We start from the raw sequence: 17,198 nt of genomic DNA, 5'->3' as shown, positions 1-17,198 counted from the left end.
TCCAAGCGCACATGTGCTCACTGGTTGCGAATGCACCTGTCACTATCGTTTGGCTGGATAAGAACTGGAGCGAAAGCAGTGGTAACCGTACCAGAACGGCCTCCACTTATACGAACGCGAATGGGGCCTTTAGTGTCACACTTTCTCTTCCACAATCGACAGGAAAAAATGTGGATTACTTGAGTGAAATTAGTTCTACACATTATTATGATCTTACTGGGGTAGCTGCTCAAGTCGATGGAACCTCGATTAGCACAACGGATATTATATATCTTTTTGCTTACAGTATTAGAAATTAATTCATCTTTGTAATGTAGAGTAATGCATGAGAGTCGCCTTTTTCGGAATGGCTTGCTGCCTCTTTCCATTTTCGAAAAGGCGACTCTTTATGTTTTTGGATTCAGCCACATCACATTACTACATACGCAAATAGTCTTGATATCACAAATTACAAATAAAAATATTTGGCACAGTATATTCCATTAGAACCAAAAATGTTTTATGATAGAGCCAACAGCCTAGAAGTTGCCCTGGTTCTCAGGGAACAGCGGGAATTCCTTAAACCATTTGAGAGGGGATTTCAGTATGAAGAGGTTCAGAAAGGCTATTGCAGTTATGCTAAGTACGATGCTCCTGTTTGCTTTTGGGATGACTGCAAACGCGAGCCAAGGCACAGAGGGTGCATCGGATCAAGCGGTTAAGGCGGAGTCCAATATTCATCTAACAACGTATAATGAAGATGTAATTAAGCATCTAACGCGAGCGGACAAGCCCGAAGGTATTACATCTTCAGTTTATACCATGAAGGAAAATATCAATTTCAAAGCACCAGAGACATTCTCATTGAAAAAGGAAACCGTTCCTTCGCTGAAAGCAAGTCCAACGGCAGCCACAGCTTCCTCTGCTACGTATTCCGGTACGATTACGGAAGAGGGAGGTACGCAGTTTTTATATCCGGTCTATTTGCAACCTGGCGAATTGTTGCAGGCTCAGTTGGATGGTCCATTTTCAGCACAGCTTGACTACGACTTATACTTGTACGAATTTGATATGACGACAGGTGACCTCAATCCCAATGCCATTGACGCTTCCACCTACGGTACTTATTTTAACAATTATGAACAGGGATCTGCATCACTTCCTGAGAACGTAGGAACCCGCAACGCTATCGGATCTGAAAAAGCTTATGCGATTGCAGTACATGCCAAGAAGGGATCTAGCATTAATGATCCTTTCTATCTAACTGTCGATACAAGTTCCAGCTACGATGCATATGAGCCAGATGAGAGTGCTTTTCATGCCTACAACTTTACCTTTAGTACGGGTGGCTCTTCCCTTAACTCACGCTCCATTCATTCAGGAATTGATAACGACTGGTATCAAATCACAATTCCTGCGAGCCGCAATTATGATGCGTTGAATGTCAAGCTGGACAGCACCTCGGAAAGCTACGGTTACAAAGCGGAAGTTTACGGAGCTCTTAGTGGAAACCAAATGGTGCTTCTGCCGCAAACCAATCACAATGTTTCTTTGAATACGGGAACCTACTATGTGCGAGTGTACACAACAAATCAGTTTTCAGCTGACCATTTATATGCACTCACACTTAAACCGGTACTTCGGGCTGGGAAAATTGTAATTACCGGTTACGACTCTTCTAAAAATGGGCCTAATGACTACCCAACCTACTCTTATGGGCGCCATTATCGAGTTAATGGAAGCAGCAGTTTTACTGTGAAGGGTGTGGTTACTACAACTGATAATTATCCAGTTGCAAATGCTCCTGTTGACGTGACATGGTTGAATCAGAACTGGACCGAAAGCAGTGGAAATCGCACTCGTACAGGTACTGCATATACGGATCAGAATGGAGCCTTTAGTGTCACCGTTTCCCTGCCACCTTCAACTGGAAGTATTGCGGAATATCTGTCTGGAGCAATCAGTTTCACACACTATTTTGATCTTTCAGGGGTAGCTGCTCAGGTGACAGGTACTTCAATAATAGACACAGATGTTGTATATCACTTTGCTTACAGTATTTATGGTGGTTGATTGTCAGATTCCTAAAGCACTCACCACGGTAACTTAATATTTTACATTTGGTGAAAAAGCAGTACACTTCAATATTTGTTCATTTTTAGGACAAAGCATATATTCATTCCATATATGCTTTGTCCGATATATATATAAACAGGGTCACATTACGTTATACATACGCCTTAGATTGCCTGTTACAAAATGACAGGAGGAAATAGGATGAACTTTGGGCCTCTTAGAGCGCAGCAAGCAGTTCTTAACTCTAGTAATCTACGGATAAATCCGGTAGCCAAGCAAGTCGCATCACCCCAGCTTCATGAAGAAAAGCTCTCCAGATTCGTTGTTCAAGACTCCGTGGAGATTAGTGAAACCGGCAGACAGCTGGCCGAAGGAGCTATTGTGTCACAGACTGCCAAGTATTTCGGTACAACACAGATTAACGAATCATTAAATCGAGTTTTGGAAGGTCAGCCAGAAGAAGTGTCCAATGCAGTGTGCAGTATGATTGAATCTAATTTTATCGTCAACGGTACGGTAACGGATGAGAGCCAGCGAAGCGTATTGCTTGAGATGGGAGTTTCCCAATCCAAGTATATTGCAGACCGTTATATGGAAGGCGATAAGGCCAAAGAATTTCTGGAAACGATGGATCAGATAGCTGCTATTGCTTTGACACGGTCCATTGATCCCCAGACCGGAGATATTAGCTACACGACTCCAGTAGACCGTCCACTAGGTGCCCCTGAGGATTACGTTAAACTGTCGGAAGTGATGAAGCAGGTGGATCCTCAAAAATATACTGCGTTCATTAATGACATTAAGGGTGGAGGGAATGGACTAAGCCAGCTCATAAATTTTGCCCAAAAGATGCCTCAAAACCCCAATTGGATTGAGAAATACAAGGAACGTACGGGACAGACTGGAGAGTTGCTGAATAACGTACAGTTAAAGAATCGGTTTGACAAAGCTGATACGACATCAGCTTCCGCATTTATGAACAGTGTGCAGAATCTTCTTAAGGAATCTTCCGCTACTCAGGATTCTTACATTCAGAATATGCGAGGATTTTTTCGGAACCTGGGCGTTCAGGTTCATTAAATCTTTCAAAGCTTTATCCGAGATGAGGAGTTTAAGAATTTATAACATTTAATTTTGCTGTTCTGTTTACATCCTGCTTGGAACGAAGTATAATAGCTTCAAAACATACTCGTGATATTGAGGAAGCACCTCAAACTTAGGCTTTACTGCCTGCGTTTGAGGTGCTTTTTCTATTTTAGCCGAAGCGAGTCTGTAGAACTCTTTGAAAATAAAATAAAGTAAGGAGAAGTGTATGTATCGAAAAAATAAGCGAAAGGTAAGGAAGTATAGTAAGTGGGTGTATGGATTTTTGGCTTTACTCCTCTTATTAATGACCATTCCCATATTTCCGGAAAGGGTATCAGCTGCTACCCAAGAGATCATTGGAGGTCCTTTTTGCCAAAACAATTTACCGGGTGGGGGTGACAGTTGGGGCTCTCCGTCAGGAAGTGGAATAGGAGCAACGGAAGTTTACAGCGGTATGGGTTCAGCAAGATATAAATGTGCTGGTAGTGCGCAGCCGACAAATCGTTTTGTTGATATTGGAAGATCTATTAAAACTTCTGATTACAGGATTTTTGTTTATATTGAAGGGTCTTATCATACAGATATATATACATCTAATAACGCAGCAGGGGACAGTTGGAGACCTAACGGAACGAACTTATATACCTGGACTAGTGCAACTAAATTTTATGCCGACAGCTTTTATCAAGGCAAATGGGTAGATATTACGAGCTCTATTACACTAAGGGATATTCGATATTTTAGAGCGATGGGAACTAACCAGCAGACAAGTAATGAAATATCCAAGTTTGGAATCCGTGTTATTCCCAAATCGGACTTAATGCCTAAACCACCCCAGATTCATGCAGGCGCAGAGGGCCAAGCGGTCACAGGATGGATCAAAGAACCTGTAACCGTTCGGATAAATGGGAACGTGGCTCCTGAAGGACTAAAATACTATGAATACAGCCTGAATGGAGGAGCATTCCAGCAATACACTGGGCCCTTTACTGTATATGACCACGGTGTAAATACGATCTATGCCCGGACAGTGGACGTGAATAACCAGTATAGTGGTCTTTCTTCCGGGAATGTCCGAATAGACAAGATGCCACCAACTCCACCCATCATAAACGCAACGGGAAACAGTAATGACTATACCATTTCATTACAACCGGGTACAGACGATTATTCTGGACTAGCCCATACTCAATTTCGTATGACGGGCGTTGTGAATCAGGATTGGCAGGATTATGGTGGAGTGTTTCATGTGAATAAAGATGGTAAAAGCACGGTTTATGCACGCTCCATTGACAGCGTCGGTAATGTGAGCCAAGAAGTAAGCAAAGAGGTCACCATTGATAAAAAGGGGCCGACTGCTCCTGCTATCCGGGCTAGCGAGACAGGTCCAACGCTCCGTGATGTAAATATAGCTATTGATTCAGGAAGTGACCCTACAAATGGAATTAAGATGACACAGTATCGCTTGGGTCCAATGGGGGAGTGGCAGACATACAATGGCACTTTTACATTAAACGCAGAAGGTATTTACGAATTATCAGCACGGACGATCAATAATCTTGATGTGTCTAGTCCAATGGTGACTCAATCAATCATGATTGATCGAACCAAGCCAACGCCTCCGAAAGTTACGTTTTCCGAGGTGACGATACCTACCCGATATACCAATAAGCCAGTACAATTTGCTCTATCGGGTGCAACGGATGCTACAGCAGTACATTATCAATATCAATTGGGTTCTGGTGCCTATGTGCCTGGTTCATCGGGAATATTAAATGGTTCCGGTATCGTAAAAGTGAATGCTCAGGCTGTAGATGCAGCTGGAAATCGAAGCGATCCGGTGTCCGCCACGTCTTATATCGATTTGGAACCGCCGACGATCCAACTGACGCCCGATTCGCGTGAATGGAAGGATTCAAGTATTCATGTCAGAATACAATATGCTGACCAGCATTCAGGGATCGAACCAACGACAATGCAGTATAAGGTCACGAACAGCCCTGATTCACCCGAAAACTGGGATGCTGCAGCTGATACAACAATCCAAATGGATCTTTCAAATGAGGGTGAATGGTATGTTCATGCCAAGGCCAAAGACCAGGCGGGTAACATTTATGAAACGGTCAGCAGTGCACTTCGTATTCAAAAGCAGCCGCAGTCGGTTGTGCTGTCGGCGACATCCGTGCGAAATACAGAGGCTGATGTGCAGTGGACTCTCCCATCCGGCCTTGATGATGGTTACGTCTATACAGTCCGAAATCTAACAACGAATGAGGTTTGGGATGTTACGCATCCGACAAATTCTTTTACAGATACAGGGCTACAAGGAGGACAACAATACGAATATGAAGTACGATCCAGTAATCATGTAGGAGGCAATGCGTATTCCAATCGAATCCATGTATTAACGTTACCTGATGCCCCTGATCATATCCAGCTACGACCTGTCTCTCGTCAATCTGCTGAAATCATGGCCGACTTTACGCCAGTTTTTTCAGCTAACAAATATAATATTACAGCAGCGGACGTAAGTACGGGAGAAGTCATATTTAGGGATACCGTCACACAGGATGTGAATAATCCAATTACGGGAATAGAGCCTGGTAAATATTACGAAGTTTCAGTATCAGCTATAAATGAAACTGGGGAGGGTGCAGCAAAGCATGTATCTTTTTTAAGCTTACCAGACAGCCCGAACGGATTCCGGAATGTAACTGTAAGAGAAGATGGAATCGACTTGAAGTGGAATAGTGTAATCACTGCCACCTACTACGCTCTAGAGCGAGACGAAGTATCGGTATATAACGATGTGTATACAGAATTCACCGATACTGATCTTCAGGCGGGAACAGAGTATGGTTATAGCATTTCCGCTGAAAATGCAACAGGATTCGGAGACTATGCTCATCTGGGAGTCATCACATTACCTGATCGGGTAACTACATTATCGGGTGTGACGAAGGATGTATATTCTATCGGTGTGGCGTGGCAAGATGTGCAGGGGGCTGAAGGATACATCTTGAATGTTAACGATGAACCGAAGGTGCAGATTCCACGTGGTATCCATTCTTATACTTTTGAGGGCTTGCCAGCAGGTAGGTCTGCGAATATTAAAATACGAGCCTACAATCGAAGTGGTACGGGTAAAGATACATCTATCAACGTATTAACACTACCTAATTCAGCTGTACAACTTGCAGCTGTAGATGTTCGCGAGCACGATGCCACATTGATGTGGGACCCGGTTGATGGGGCAACTCAATATAAGGTAACGATCAACGGTCAAGATTATTACAGTACAGAACCACATGTAGTTGTATCCGGTTTAGCAGGCGGGAAAAACTACGATTTTCAAGTGAGAAGCGGGAACAGTGGTGGTTTCAGCCAGCCAGCGTGGGGTGAACTGCTGACACTTCCGCCTCAAGTACAAAATGTCGAAGTTACAGAACTCGGGAATGGCCAGATTTCGCTGAGCTGGGATGAAACCAAGAGCGCTTATCAATATGCTGTAATCCGCAGAGACACGGGGGAAGTTTTTGACACCAGAGATCCCCATATTAAGCTTTCAGATATCCAGCCTGGTATGATTTACTCGTTTGGCATACAAGCAATGAATACAACGGGGGTAGGTAATATAGCTCGCTTTACGTATCGTGCGTTGCCAGGTCAAATAACAGATAGTAGATTGGTTGTAAAAAGTGTAACGGATACCGACTTGGTTGTTACGTGGAAAGAAGCTACGGGTGCAGATGCTTATAATGTCTACCAAAATGAGGTGCTTATTGGTCATACGACCACTCATGAGTTTAAAGTAGACGGATTAGACAGTTCTACATTGTATCGTATTACCGTCAAGCCAGTGAACACAAGTGGTGAAGGTAAGCAGGCAGAAGCTGAGGTGGAGACGCTGCCGTCTCCAGCGTTTGCATTTTCGAAGACGGAAACAACGAATAGTGAGTTTATCATCCATTGGGAGTCAGAACATGAAAATGATATTTTCGTTCTCGCCAGTGAAGGAGGCACAGAACTATATCGTGGTAAGGATCGAAGCTATATCTGGAGACAACTTAGAGAGAGGCAGTTGTATACAGTTCAACTTTGGGCAGAAAATAGTCAAGGAATACAAACAGAGGCAAAACAAGCGAACGGAAAAACAACGGTTAATACTGTGGACACAGGTGGTGGAGCAGGAGGTGCGGGGAGTGTAAAACCGATTCAGCCTGTTGTAAAGGAGCCGATAGAAACAGAGCCCATTCAAGGCTCAACAGTTGAGACGAAGTCAAATCATTTTAGTGACATTGATCGGGTATTTAATAGAGAGAAAATAAATACGCTTGCCGATTTGGGTGTAGTAAAGGGAACAAACCACACGCTTTTTGAGCCGAACAGACCCGTAACGCGTATGGAGTTCACTTCTATGCTTGTCCGTTCCCTGAAATTACCGCTTGAAACGGATGTGACACTAGGTTTTGAGGATATCAATCCATCGGCGTGGTACGTTGATCTTCTCAAAACAGCGATTAAGGATCAAGTCGCTCGTGGGTTTAGTAGCAGAGTATTTGGTCCAGATCGGGTCATAAACCGGGAGCAGGCGGCTAAAATGGTGAATAACGTTATCAAGGCTACCCCACAGCAAGAGAGCGGTGTATACTCAGATTCCTCTCAAATTGTAGAGTGGGCCAGAAAGGATGTATTTGGTCTAACCGAAATTAATTTAGTGCAAGGATATCCAGATGGCAGCTTCCGTGCCAAACAGGAAGTCACGCGTGCGGAAGCGGCTGAGATGATTTATAACATGCTTCAAATGAAATAGGTAAAATCAAGGGGTTGCGTCAGTGTGAGTAACGGTAATAATTGAGACAGATTTGGTTGATAACTGATACATTTTTGGGTATATGTTTGAGACATTTTTAAGACCAGTAAAAACAGAAATTCTTGTTTTTACTGTTTTTTTTGCATTTATTTAGTATATATACCACCCTATATATGACGATATATGGTATTATTAATATCGAATTCAATTTACTGGATCGTAATTGATACTTTTCGTTAAGGTGGTGTGTTGGTGAGACTGGAGAAGTTGGGGGTGGACCAAAGAAGATAAATTATATTATCCAAAACGAAAAGTGAGCAACCGAGGAAGCCGTTACCATCATCATTTTAGGATATTACATGATATCCTGAATGCTTGTGTAATGAGTGAATGATAGGAAGGGATTTAAAAAAAAGTTTTATAAAATGTCCATTCGGATTTTACTTGAGCCCAATACATACGAAGCACCGCCAATCCTAAGCTTGTATAAAATATAAAGTTAATTTATACAATCTTTGGCATGCAAAGACAGCTTAATAAAGTTAACCTCTGTTATAGCGTTCCTACCACTCTTATGGGGCTGTAAACGAATTTTTAAAACGGAGGGCTACACATGAAGACGACCTTTCGTATTTTTTGCAATCATTCCCTTCGTATGTGGAACCGTAGGAATATTATTCGAGCATAGGACAAGAACCTACAACGATTAATTTGTGGTATATTGTAAACGAAGATATTAATGAAATGAAAGTATCTATGTTATGTTGAAGACGGATTGTCAAGTCAAGTGCGACAGTTCCTCTGTGAATGATTCAGGAGAAAGTTTCCCCAAACTGAGCACCCTGGCGGGGGTGATGAACCCCAAGTCCTTGGAAGTCTGCTTGCCGGTCTCCGGATGAGATACCCATAATTAGCCTTTGGGGAAACAGCGCTTCAATTGTAACAACCTCTTTCGCAAGCCGAAGTGGATGGCTAAGAGGCAGTACATGTGCAGATGTCCCAAGAGCGATTTTTTGGGTTTGACTGAGAAGATGTGTACCGTAAATCAAAATATCATAAATTTGTCCAACCGCCGGGTCCAGGAAATTCGGATCTTTCAAGATAACGTCCCGGAGCCAAAGTGCAGTAAACCCGTAGTTTTCAGCAGCCTTGCTAGTTCAACCTGGTGCGCCATTGTCGGTATCTTCATTTGATAATTCTCTAGCGGGATGTGGAGACCAAGCGTTAACTCTCCTTCTTTGTACATCCTTTGATAACTTTCATGATGATCAAACATATACGCTGCTCCCTCAATTCCGCTTAAGCTTGGCAGAAATGCCAGTGAGTATAATCGCAACGAAAACCATGATTGCTCCGATCCACGGGGTATGCCCAAGGCCCATAGAATCTACAACAACACCGCCGATAAAAGCACCAATTGCAATATCGATGTTAAAGGCTGCAATATTAAGTGCGGAAGCGACGTCTACCGCCGAAGGAACGTATTTTTCAGCCAATTGGACAACATATATTGGAGACCTGGCACATTCATGAAGGCAAACAGTCCCATTAAGAATATTCCAATCAAGCCGGCTATTTTAAAGGGAATGAGGAAGGTTAAAAGAATCAGAACCGCAGCTTGTAAAATAAACATCATAAGCAGTGCGCGTATCGGGTTTTTGTTGGCCCATTTTCCTCCAATAGAGTTGCCGAATGCGACAGCAATACCATAGAAGATCAGAATAATGTTGATGGCGCCATGACTGAATCCTGTAACATCATGCAGGAGCGGGGTTAAATAAGTGAATGCGACAAACGTTCCTCCGTAACAGAGTGCAGTAATCAAAAAGCCTAGAAGCAGCCAGCCATTTGTGAGCAGTCGGAACATATCCGAGAATTTAGCAGGAGGAGATTGCTTCAAATTACGTGGGATCAGGACGGTGCTGGCAATAATCGCAATAACACCCAGTATGGAAACGCTCCAGAATGTCGCTCTCCAGTCGAAGGCTTGCCCGATGATTGTCCCTAATGATACACCTGTAACAACAGCAATTGTAAGACCAGTGAACACAAGCGCGATGGCACTAGCCTTCTTTTCCGGAGATACTAACAGGCCTGTAACTGGACAGCAATAGTTGATGCAATGGAGAAGAAGACACCATGGGAGAAGGCTGTAACGAAACGAGCTATAAGCAGCAGTTCAAATGACGTTGAAAGCGCGGCAATCCCGTTGCTGATAATGAAAATAACCATCAGCCACATAATACGATTGATGAGCGCAGTGAGAATAGGGGCTCCTACAGCAACCTCGATGGCATAACCTGAAATAAGCAAGCCAGCCAGGGTAAGACCGATTTTCATGTCACCTGCGATGGATGCAAGCAAACCTACTGGAACAAACTCAGTTGTTCCGATACCAAAAGCACTTATAGCAAGGCTAGAAGCGCCCAGTTACCTGATTTTAATGTTTCTTTTTGCATTGGGGCTGATTGTACAGATGACTGGCTCATGCAAATATTCCTCCTAGTTGTGATTCTAACTACTCTACCGAAGTAAACTTTACTTTTGGTCTATGAGTGCTAGTATAGAGCTGTAAGGAATAAATGATAAGTACATACTTTAAAGTTCCGTAGTAACCAAAAAGTTATATACACACCAAAAAGTACCTTACTTTGCTTAAGGAGGTAAATTAAAGTGTTTAACATTCCAGTTGAAGCTACTCTTGAAGTGATCGGTGGCAAATGGAAGGTCGTCATCTTGTGTCATTTAGATAAGGGGGAGAAGCGAACAAGCGAATTAAAAAGATTAATGCCTGGCATTACCCAAAAAATGCTTACCCAGCAATTACGTGAGCTTGAAGAGGACGGAGTGGTGAAACGAAGTATTTACGAACAGATACCGCCGAAAGTTGTTTACTCGTTAACAGAATATGGATGGTCTCTGAAACCCATTCTTGATACGATGTGTGCTTGGGGTGAGCAGCATATGGAAATGGTTGAAGGCCCCGAAATTGAAATTTCCAAATAAATTATTCGGGTACAGTAAGTCTGGAGGCATTATGATTGACTTTGAATGGTACCGGAGTTTCATAAGCATCTACAAAAATGGAACTGTTTCTAAAGCCGCAGAAAGCCGTTACCTTACACAGCCGGCGATGAGTCAGCATTTGTCGGCCTTGGAAAGTGAAGTGGGAGAGCCATTGTTTTTGCGGACTCCGCGAAAGATGGTTCCTACGGACAAGGGGAAAGAGCTGTATACACTCGTTGCGCCCATTTTGGAGCGTTTAGAGAATATTACATTGCGCATCAAAGCTCCGTCCCTTACCGAAATTCCGAAGGTACGCTTAGGTGCAGCACCGGAATATATGCTTTATCGGCTTTTGGAGTATGGGGAATCTATGGGGTTTCGCATTATTGCACAATTGGGAACGGCTGAACAGCTCTTGGGATATCTGCAGGAGGATAAAGTCGATATTATTATTACCTCGCGAAAAAACGATGTTCCGGGCTTCTCTTACGTAAAGCTGGAAGTCGAAACCTTCGTACTCGTCGCTCCAATGAATTATGAATCTCCGGCGGACGATATTGAAGAATGGCTAAATCTGCAGCCTTGGTTGAGCTACGGACTGGAATTGCCAATCATACGAAGATTTTGGCGGCAGCATTTCAATAAACGTCCGCAATGGGAACCGGTCCATGTTATTCCTGATTTACGCGGGATACTGAAAGGAATCGAAAGTCATATGGGGATGAGCCTTTTGCCAACCTATCTCATTCGTGAATCCTTGTCCCTCGGCAAAACGAAGGTGGTTTTTCCTGACTACACTGTCGAAAATGAGCTTTATCTTGCGTATAGGGTGAAGGACAAAGAACACCCGAATCTTCAAATGGTGATTGAAAAGTTAAAAAGCATAATAGGATAGAATAAAGCTGCGAACCGGATAGGCTCGCAGCTTTATTTATAAAATATAAGAATTTATATGTTTCACGCACTAAATTATTTTATATTTTTCGCAGAAGCGGACCGTCCTTTTAAATGACGGTTCCGTTTCTGCTTACCCGAGCAGATTAATGATTGCTTTGGCAACACTTTCGGTAGATTGAGGATTTTGCCCGGTAATCAAATTTCCGTCTACCTCATAATGATTACTCCAGTCGGATTCTGCTACAAAGTCGGCCCCCGCTTGGCGTAATGAGGATTCCAGCAAGAAAGGCATGTAGGCGTCCAAGGTTGCTGCTTTCTCTTCCGAGTCGGTAAAGGCTGTCACTCGTTTTCCTTGAACCAGAGGAGTTCCATCGGATAAAGTGGCATTGACCAATCCGGCTGGTCCGTGGCAAACTGCGGCGACAATTTTGCCCGCTTCGTAAAATTCTCTCAGCAGTAATTGGAGCTTTTGGTTCTGGGGCAAGTCAAACATCGTACCGTGACCACCGGGAAGGAAAATAGCTTCGAAGTCCTCGGATTTAATCTCGTCCAATTTCACCGTATTTTCCAGATAGCGGGCAGTGTCAAGAATCTCCTTGGAAGTGTCCGCGTTTATGCTGGACTCATCAATTGGCGTTTTACCGCCCAATGGACTGGCTATGGTGATTTGGTATCCTTGTTTGCTGAATTCCAGATAAGGCTCAGCGAATTCGGAAAGCCAAAGACCGGTTGGCTTCCCATTATTCATTTTATCCGCTGAAGTAACAATAATGGCTATATCTTTTGGCATGTTGTTTCTCTCCTTTAGGGAATTTGTTTTGCAGTCCCCATTGTATAATTGGCCCAGGAATATATCCAATTAGATAATGGGCATAAAGGTATAAATTTATTTATAGGTCTCGAATAGTTCCCAAAAAATTTAGTAGGCACTTTTTAGTGCCTACAGTACTAAAAAGTACGTACTACTCATAATGTTCAACTGAATTTATAATAATCCTTGCCATACACGTTTCTACCCGGAGCAATTAATGAATGGAGGAAAGATACAAATGGTGAATAGTTTACAAGATTACTACTACACTGCGTAATGGTGTGAGCATGCCGTGGTTTGGTTTGGGTGTATTTAAAGTTGAGGAAGGTCCCGAACTTGAAAATGCAGTAGCATTCGCTATTAAACATGGATATCGCAGTATTGATACAGCAGCCGTTATTCGCGGTGGCTTTGTCCAACGCCAAGAGAGGTGAAAGTTGATGATTGGAATAGGCATTGAGCAATATGGTGATGAACAACAATTGAAGACAGTTGTTGTTCCAACAGAACAATTGGGCCCAGAGGACCTGTTGATCTCAATCAAAGCAAGTGGAGTAAACCCCGTAGACTGGAAAATACGGGAAGGGCATTTGAAAAAAGATTTTCCATATCAGCTCCCCCTTATATTAGGCTGGGATGCGGCAGGGAAAGTGCTTGCTGTCGGATCAAAGGTGCAGGAATTTAAAGCGGGAGACGACGTCTTTTTTAGACCGGAAATGGAAAAACAGGGTACGTATGCCGATGAAATCGTGGTCCCTGCAAACCTTGTTGCACCGATGCCCCACGGGTTGACCCATGTTGAAGCGGCTTCTCTTCCCTTGGTGGGGCTCACAGTATTTCAGGCTCTTGTAGAAGCAGGAAATGTTCAGCCAGGGGATAACGTACTGATTTTAGCGGGAAGTGGCGGGATTGGTTCTATTGCCATTCAGATGGCTAAAGCATGCGGCGCATATGTGGCGACGACAACAAGCTCTAAAAATAGTGAATTTGTGAGTGATTTGGGGGCGGATGAAGTCCTCGCTTATGACCTGGGCAGTATGAATACAGCGACGGAATTTGACTTTATGCTGGATACGCTTGGAGGTTCATCTTATGGAGATGCTCTGAAATTCATGAAGAAAAATGCAACAGTGGCAACCCTCATTAGCGGGCGGGATGTCATACGTCCCGATTATATAGATGCATTAGAAAAAGAGCTTCAGTTGACGGTTAAGTTTGTATTTACTCGTCCGGACGGAAAGAATATGAACCACATTCGCGAGCTAGTCGAAGTACAAAAAATAAAGCCGGTTATAACCGAAGTCTTTCCACTTACCGTTGACGGAGTCAGAGAAGCCCACCGTTTAAGCCAGACAGGGCGAACACGAGGGAAGATCGTTTTGAGTAATACAAACTGATCAATCAGTATACGCTTCAGCTCGTTCTGTAACATCATGTAAGTGCAAAATTTCACAATTAAAAAACAGTAAAAGGGGGAGGATTATCATGTTTAAGAAAATTTTTGAACCAGGCAAAATAGGAAATTTAGAAATTAAAAATAGGCTGATTGTCCCGCCTATGTTATCCGAATATGCGGCAGAGGACGGCAGATTGACTGAACGATACATTAGGTACTATGAGGAAAAAGCCAAAGGCGGCTGGGGCTTGATCATCGCTGAGGATAATGCAATAGAACCTCGGAGGCCGGCTTTGAGAATATGGCGGGTTTATGGTCAGATGAAATAATGGTAGAACATAAGGAATTGGTGGAAAGGGTTCATAACGCAGGTGCCAAAATAGCTGTTCAAGTGTATCATGCAGGCAGAGAAGCCAGCAGTGAAATTATGGGCATGAGACCGGTTGCCCCGTCTGCCATTCAAGATCCGACTCAATCGGAAACTCCTGTTGAATTAACAACGGAGGAAGTAAAGGAAATGGTGGAGAAATTTGCGCAAGCCATCAGAAGATGTAAAGAAGCAGGCTATGATGCGGTTGAGCTTCATGGAGCGCATGGATATCTAATCAATCAATTCGTCTCTTCTTTCTCCAACAAGAGAACCGACGCTTATGGTGGAAACCTTATGAACAGATTAAGATTCCCGCTTGAAATCATCGCCAGAGCCAAGGAATTGGTTGGTGTTACTACCCGTTGATTTACAGAATTTCTGCTGATGAGTTGGTAGATGGCGGACTAACCATTGAGGATACTAAAGTAATCAGTCAGATCTTGGAGGAGAATGGCGTTGCGGCAATACATGCTTCTGCCGGTGTTTACAAGAGCGGGGCAATCGTATCTGCACCTACGGCGGTTAGGACGGCCGTATTCTCTGACTATGCTAAAGAAAAAGAAGCGTGGTAGATATACCGGTGTTGCAGTAAACAAAATCATTTATCCACATGTGGCGGAGTCAATTCTAAAGGAAGGCAAGGCAGATTTTGTGGCCATGGGCCGGGCTTCAACAGCAGATCCTCAATTTCCGAACAAGGTGAAGGAAGGAAGACTGGATGAGATCATTTTCTGTATCGGCTGTAGACAAGGCTGCCAGTGGAGGATCGCTCAGCAAGACCTGTTTCCTGTTTGGTAAACCCAGCGACAGGAAAAGAACACGAGTATGAGATCAAGGAAGCCGAAGTTAAAAAGAAAGTGATGGTCGTAGGTGGAGAGACCGGTTGGTATGGAAGCGGCTATTGTAGCTGCCAAACGCGGTCATGATGTAACCATATATGAAAAGAATAATAAGCTTGGCGGACAATGGCTCCTTGCGGCAATCCCTCCAGGAAAAGAGCGGGAGTCAAGGTAGTGTTAAATTCCGAGGTGACTACAGGATTGGTGGAACAAGTTAACCCGGATGAAATCATTCTCGCTTCGGGAGCCACTCCAATCATTCCTGGAATACCAGGCGCAGACAAATCTCATGTATATACCGCAAATGATGTATTAATGGGTAAAGTTGATCTGGTAGAAGATGTGGTCGTCATTGGTGGCGGGTTAGTAGGGGCAGAAACTGCAGAACATATTGCCGTTCATAGAAAGACCTCAATTGTTGAGATGCGTCCGGAAATTGCAGCCGATATGGAGCCTGCGTCCAAAGAGTTCTTAATGAAGTCCTTAAAAGCTAATGAAGTAACCGCTTATGTAAATTCGAAGGTACTGGAAATAACAAATACCAGTGTAATCATTGAAACGGAAGAGGGAGCCCAATCGCTGCTTGCTTCCTTGGTAGTTCTGGCAATAGGATCAAGATCCAATAACTCATTGGCTGTAGAACTTGTAGATAAGTACAGCGTTAAAGTTCTTGGTGATGCTTCAGTTGTAGGTAAGGCTTTGGATGGTATCAACCTTGCTTACAAGACTGCTTTGGCAATATAAAAAGGAGGAGTACAATGAATCCCTTTCAATTTAACAATCCTACCAAAATCCTTTTTGGACGTGGGCAAGTAGAAGAAATCAAAAATGAAATTCCAACCTATGGACGGCGTGTTTTGCTTCTATACGGGGGAGGAAGTATTAAAAAGAATGGGTTGTACGATCAAGTTATTAAAGCCCTGTCTGAAATTACAGATGTCTATGTGGAGGAACTGAGCGGAGTGGAACCCAATCCGCGGTTAACAACGGTGAATAAGGGAATCAACCTTATAAAAGAAAATAATTTGAATTTTATCCTAGCTGTGGGTGGAGGAAGCGTAATTGATTGTGCAAAAGCCATCGCTGCAGGCGTCTACTACGATGGTGATGTGTGGGATATTGTAACGAATAAAGCAACAGCAACGAGAGCCGTTCCTATCGGCACCGTGTTGACCATCTCTGCGACAGGATCAGAAGCGAACAGCGGTTCGGTCATTACCAACTGGGAAGAGAAGGATAAACGTTTTTTTGTCTCCGATCATATTTTCCCTAAATTCAGTGTCCTGGATCCGGAAAACACTTTTTCAGTGCCCAAAAACCAAACGGTTTACGGCATGGTAGACATAATGTCCCATGTTTTTGAACAATACTTTCATGCTTCATCCAATGCCCCGTTGCAAGAACGGGTCGGTGAATCCATCCTACAGACGACAATGGAAGTTGCCCCCAATTTGATAAATGATCTCTATAATTATGATTACCGTGAGGTCATCATGCTCAACGGAACATTTGCTTTAAATGGCATTCTATCCATGGGTGTTCATACGGATTGGGCGACCCATACGATCGAGCATGCGGTATCAGCCGTTCATGACATTCCTCATGGCGGCGGATTAGCAATCTTGTTCCCTGTTTGGATGGAGTTTGTCGCTTCCAAAAAACCGGAAAAAGTGGCTCAATTAGGGGTTCGCGTGTTTGGAATTGAAGCTGAAAACAAAAAAAATTCTGACGTGGCGGCAGAGACGATTCGAAAATTACGTGAGTTCTGGAGTTCGCTCGGAGCACCTGAGAAACTTTCCGATTATGGAATCGACGGTACAGAAATCGATTTAATGGTTGAAAGAACAATGGTCACCGAAACCATTGGAAGTTATGTCCCTTTAAATAAAAAAGATGTGGAGACCATTTTAAGAAAATCATTATAG

12 protein-coding genes and 5 pseudogenes are annotated in these 17,198 nt (G+C 43.4%); 14 read left to right on the top strand and 3 right to left on the bottom strand.

Annotated features, from left to right (window positions below; genetic code table 11):
• Positions 1–23: 23 nt before the first annotated feature.
• From AC6EJC_RS18795 to AC6EJC_RS18780, 4 genes and pseudogenes are all read left to right on the top strand, one after another.
• A pseudogene (locus tag AC6EJC_RS18795) lies at positions 24–299 on the top strand (hypothetical protein); the annotation flags it as partial.
• A 286-nt stretch (positions 300–585) separates the two neighbouring features.
• Positions 586–2,052, top strand: coding sequence for an Ig-like domain-containing protein (locus AC6EJC_RS18790; RefSeq protein ID WP_444955262.1), 1,467 nt, complete (start codon positions 586–588; stop codon positions 2,050–2,052).
• Between the two features lie 204 nt (positions 2,053–2,256).
• Positions 2,257–3,135 (top strand): hypothetical protein, encoded by an 879-nt coding sequence (locus AC6EJC_RS18785; protein ID WP_444955261.1) that lies wholly within the window; start codon positions 2,257–2,259, stop codon positions 3,133–3,135.
• Positions 3,136–3,367: 232 nt separating this feature from the next.
• Positions 3,368–7,954 carry a fibronectin type III domain-containing protein gene (locus AC6EJC_RS18780; RefSeq protein WP_444955260.1) on the top strand — a complete coding sequence of 1,529 codons (4,587 nt, stop codon included), beginning with the start codon at positions 3,368–3,370 and terminating at the stop codon, positions 7,952–7,954.
• A gap of 818 nt (positions 7,955–8,772) precedes the next feature.
• Here AC6EJC_RS18780 and AC6EJC_RS18775 read toward each other — a convergent pair.
• Positions 8,773–9,230 (bottom strand): annotated as a pseudogene (locus AC6EJC_RS18775) (LLM class flavin-dependent oxidoreductase); the annotation flags it as partial.
• A gap of 13 nt (positions 9,231–9,243) precedes the next feature.
• A pseudogene (locus tag AC6EJC_RS18770) lies at positions 9,244–10,384 on the bottom strand (MFS transporter).
• Between the two features lie 237 nt (positions 10,385–10,621).
• Here AC6EJC_RS18770 and AC6EJC_RS18765 point away from each other — a divergent pair.
• Both AC6EJC_RS18765 and AC6EJC_RS18760 read left to right on the top strand, forming a co-directional pair.
• Complete coding sequence (locus AC6EJC_RS18765; RefSeq protein ID WP_444955290.1) at positions 10,622–10,960, top strand: winged helix-turn-helix transcriptional regulator; 339 nt, start codon at positions 10,622–10,624, stop codon at positions 10,958–10,960.
• A 31-nt stretch (positions 10,961–10,991) separates the two neighbouring features.
• Positions 10,992–11,855 carry a LysR family transcriptional regulator gene (locus tag AC6EJC_RS18760; RefSeq protein ID WP_444955259.1) on the top strand — a complete coding sequence of 288 codons (864 nt, stop codon included), beginning with the start codon at positions 10,992–10,994 and terminating at the stop codon, positions 11,853–11,855.
• A 132-nt stretch (positions 11,856–11,987) separates the two neighbouring features.
• Here AC6EJC_RS18760 and AC6EJC_RS18755 read toward each other — a convergent pair whose 3' ends face one another.
• The gene (locus AC6EJC_RS18755; RefSeq protein ID WP_444955258.1) at positions 11,988–12,647 is read right to left on the bottom strand and encodes a type 1 glutamine amidotransferase domain-containing protein; all 660 of its coding nucleotides are present in this window, start codon (positions 12,645–12,647) and stop codon (positions 11,988–11,990) included.
• 259 nt (positions 12,648–12,906) lie between these two features.
• On the opposite strand from AC6EJC_RS18755, the pseudogene AC6EJC_RS18750 reads away from it, so the two are divergent.
• The 8 genes and pseudogenes from AC6EJC_RS18750 to AC6EJC_RS18715 form a co-directional block, all read left to right on the top strand.
• Positions 12,907–13,066 (top strand): annotated as a pseudogene (locus AC6EJC_RS18750) (aldo/keto reductase); the annotation flags it as partial.
• Positions 13,067–13,108: 42 nt separating this feature from the next.
• Entirely contained in the window at positions 13,109–14,065 is a 957-nt protein-coding gene (locus AC6EJC_RS18745) for an NADP-dependent oxidoreductase (protein ID WP_444955257.1), read from the top strand.
• 88 nt (positions 14,066–14,153) lie between these two features.
• Positions 14,154–14,800, top strand: a pseudogene (locus AC6EJC_RS18740) (oxidoreductase).
• Positions 14,797–15,006: a beta/alpha barrel domain-containing protein gene (locus AC6EJC_RS18735; RefSeq protein WP_444955256.1), complete on the top strand. Its 210-nt coding sequence runs from the start codon at positions 14,797–14,799 to the stop codon at positions 15,004–15,006. The pseudogene AC6EJC_RS18740 and the gene AC6EJC_RS18735 overlap by 4 nt, the downstream one beginning before the upstream one ends.
• Positions 14,981–15,232: an oxidoreductase gene (locus AC6EJC_RS18730; RefSeq protein ID WP_444955255.1), complete on the top strand. Its 252-nt coding sequence runs from the start codon at positions 14,981–14,983 to the stop codon at positions 15,230–15,232. The genes AC6EJC_RS18735 and AC6EJC_RS18730 overlap by 26 nt, the downstream gene beginning before the upstream one ends.
• Positions 15,233–15,304: 72 nt before the next feature.
• A complete protein-coding gene (locus AC6EJC_RS18725; protein ID WP_444955254.1) occupies positions 15,305–15,448 on the top strand; it encodes an NAD(P)-binding protein in 144 nt (47 codons plus the stop codon).
• Positions 15,448–16,017 (top strand): FAD-dependent oxidoreductase, encoded by a 570-nt coding sequence (locus tag AC6EJC_RS18720; protein ID WP_444955253.1) that lies wholly within the window; start codon positions 15,448–15,450, stop codon positions 16,015–16,017. The genes AC6EJC_RS18725 and AC6EJC_RS18720 overlap by 1 nt, the downstream gene beginning before the upstream one ends.
• A 14-nt stretch (positions 16,018–16,031) precedes the next feature.
• Positions 16,032–17,198, top strand: coding sequence for an iron-containing alcohol dehydrogenase (locus AC6EJC_RS18715; RefSeq protein ID WP_444955252.1), 1,167 nt, complete (start codon positions 16,032–16,034; stop codon positions 17,196–17,198).

The organism is Paenibacillus sp. TY11 (assembly GCF_059772165.1).
The sequence above is the reverse complement of the archived record's forward strand: the minus strand, read 5'-3'. Positions and strand labels throughout refer to the sequence as shown.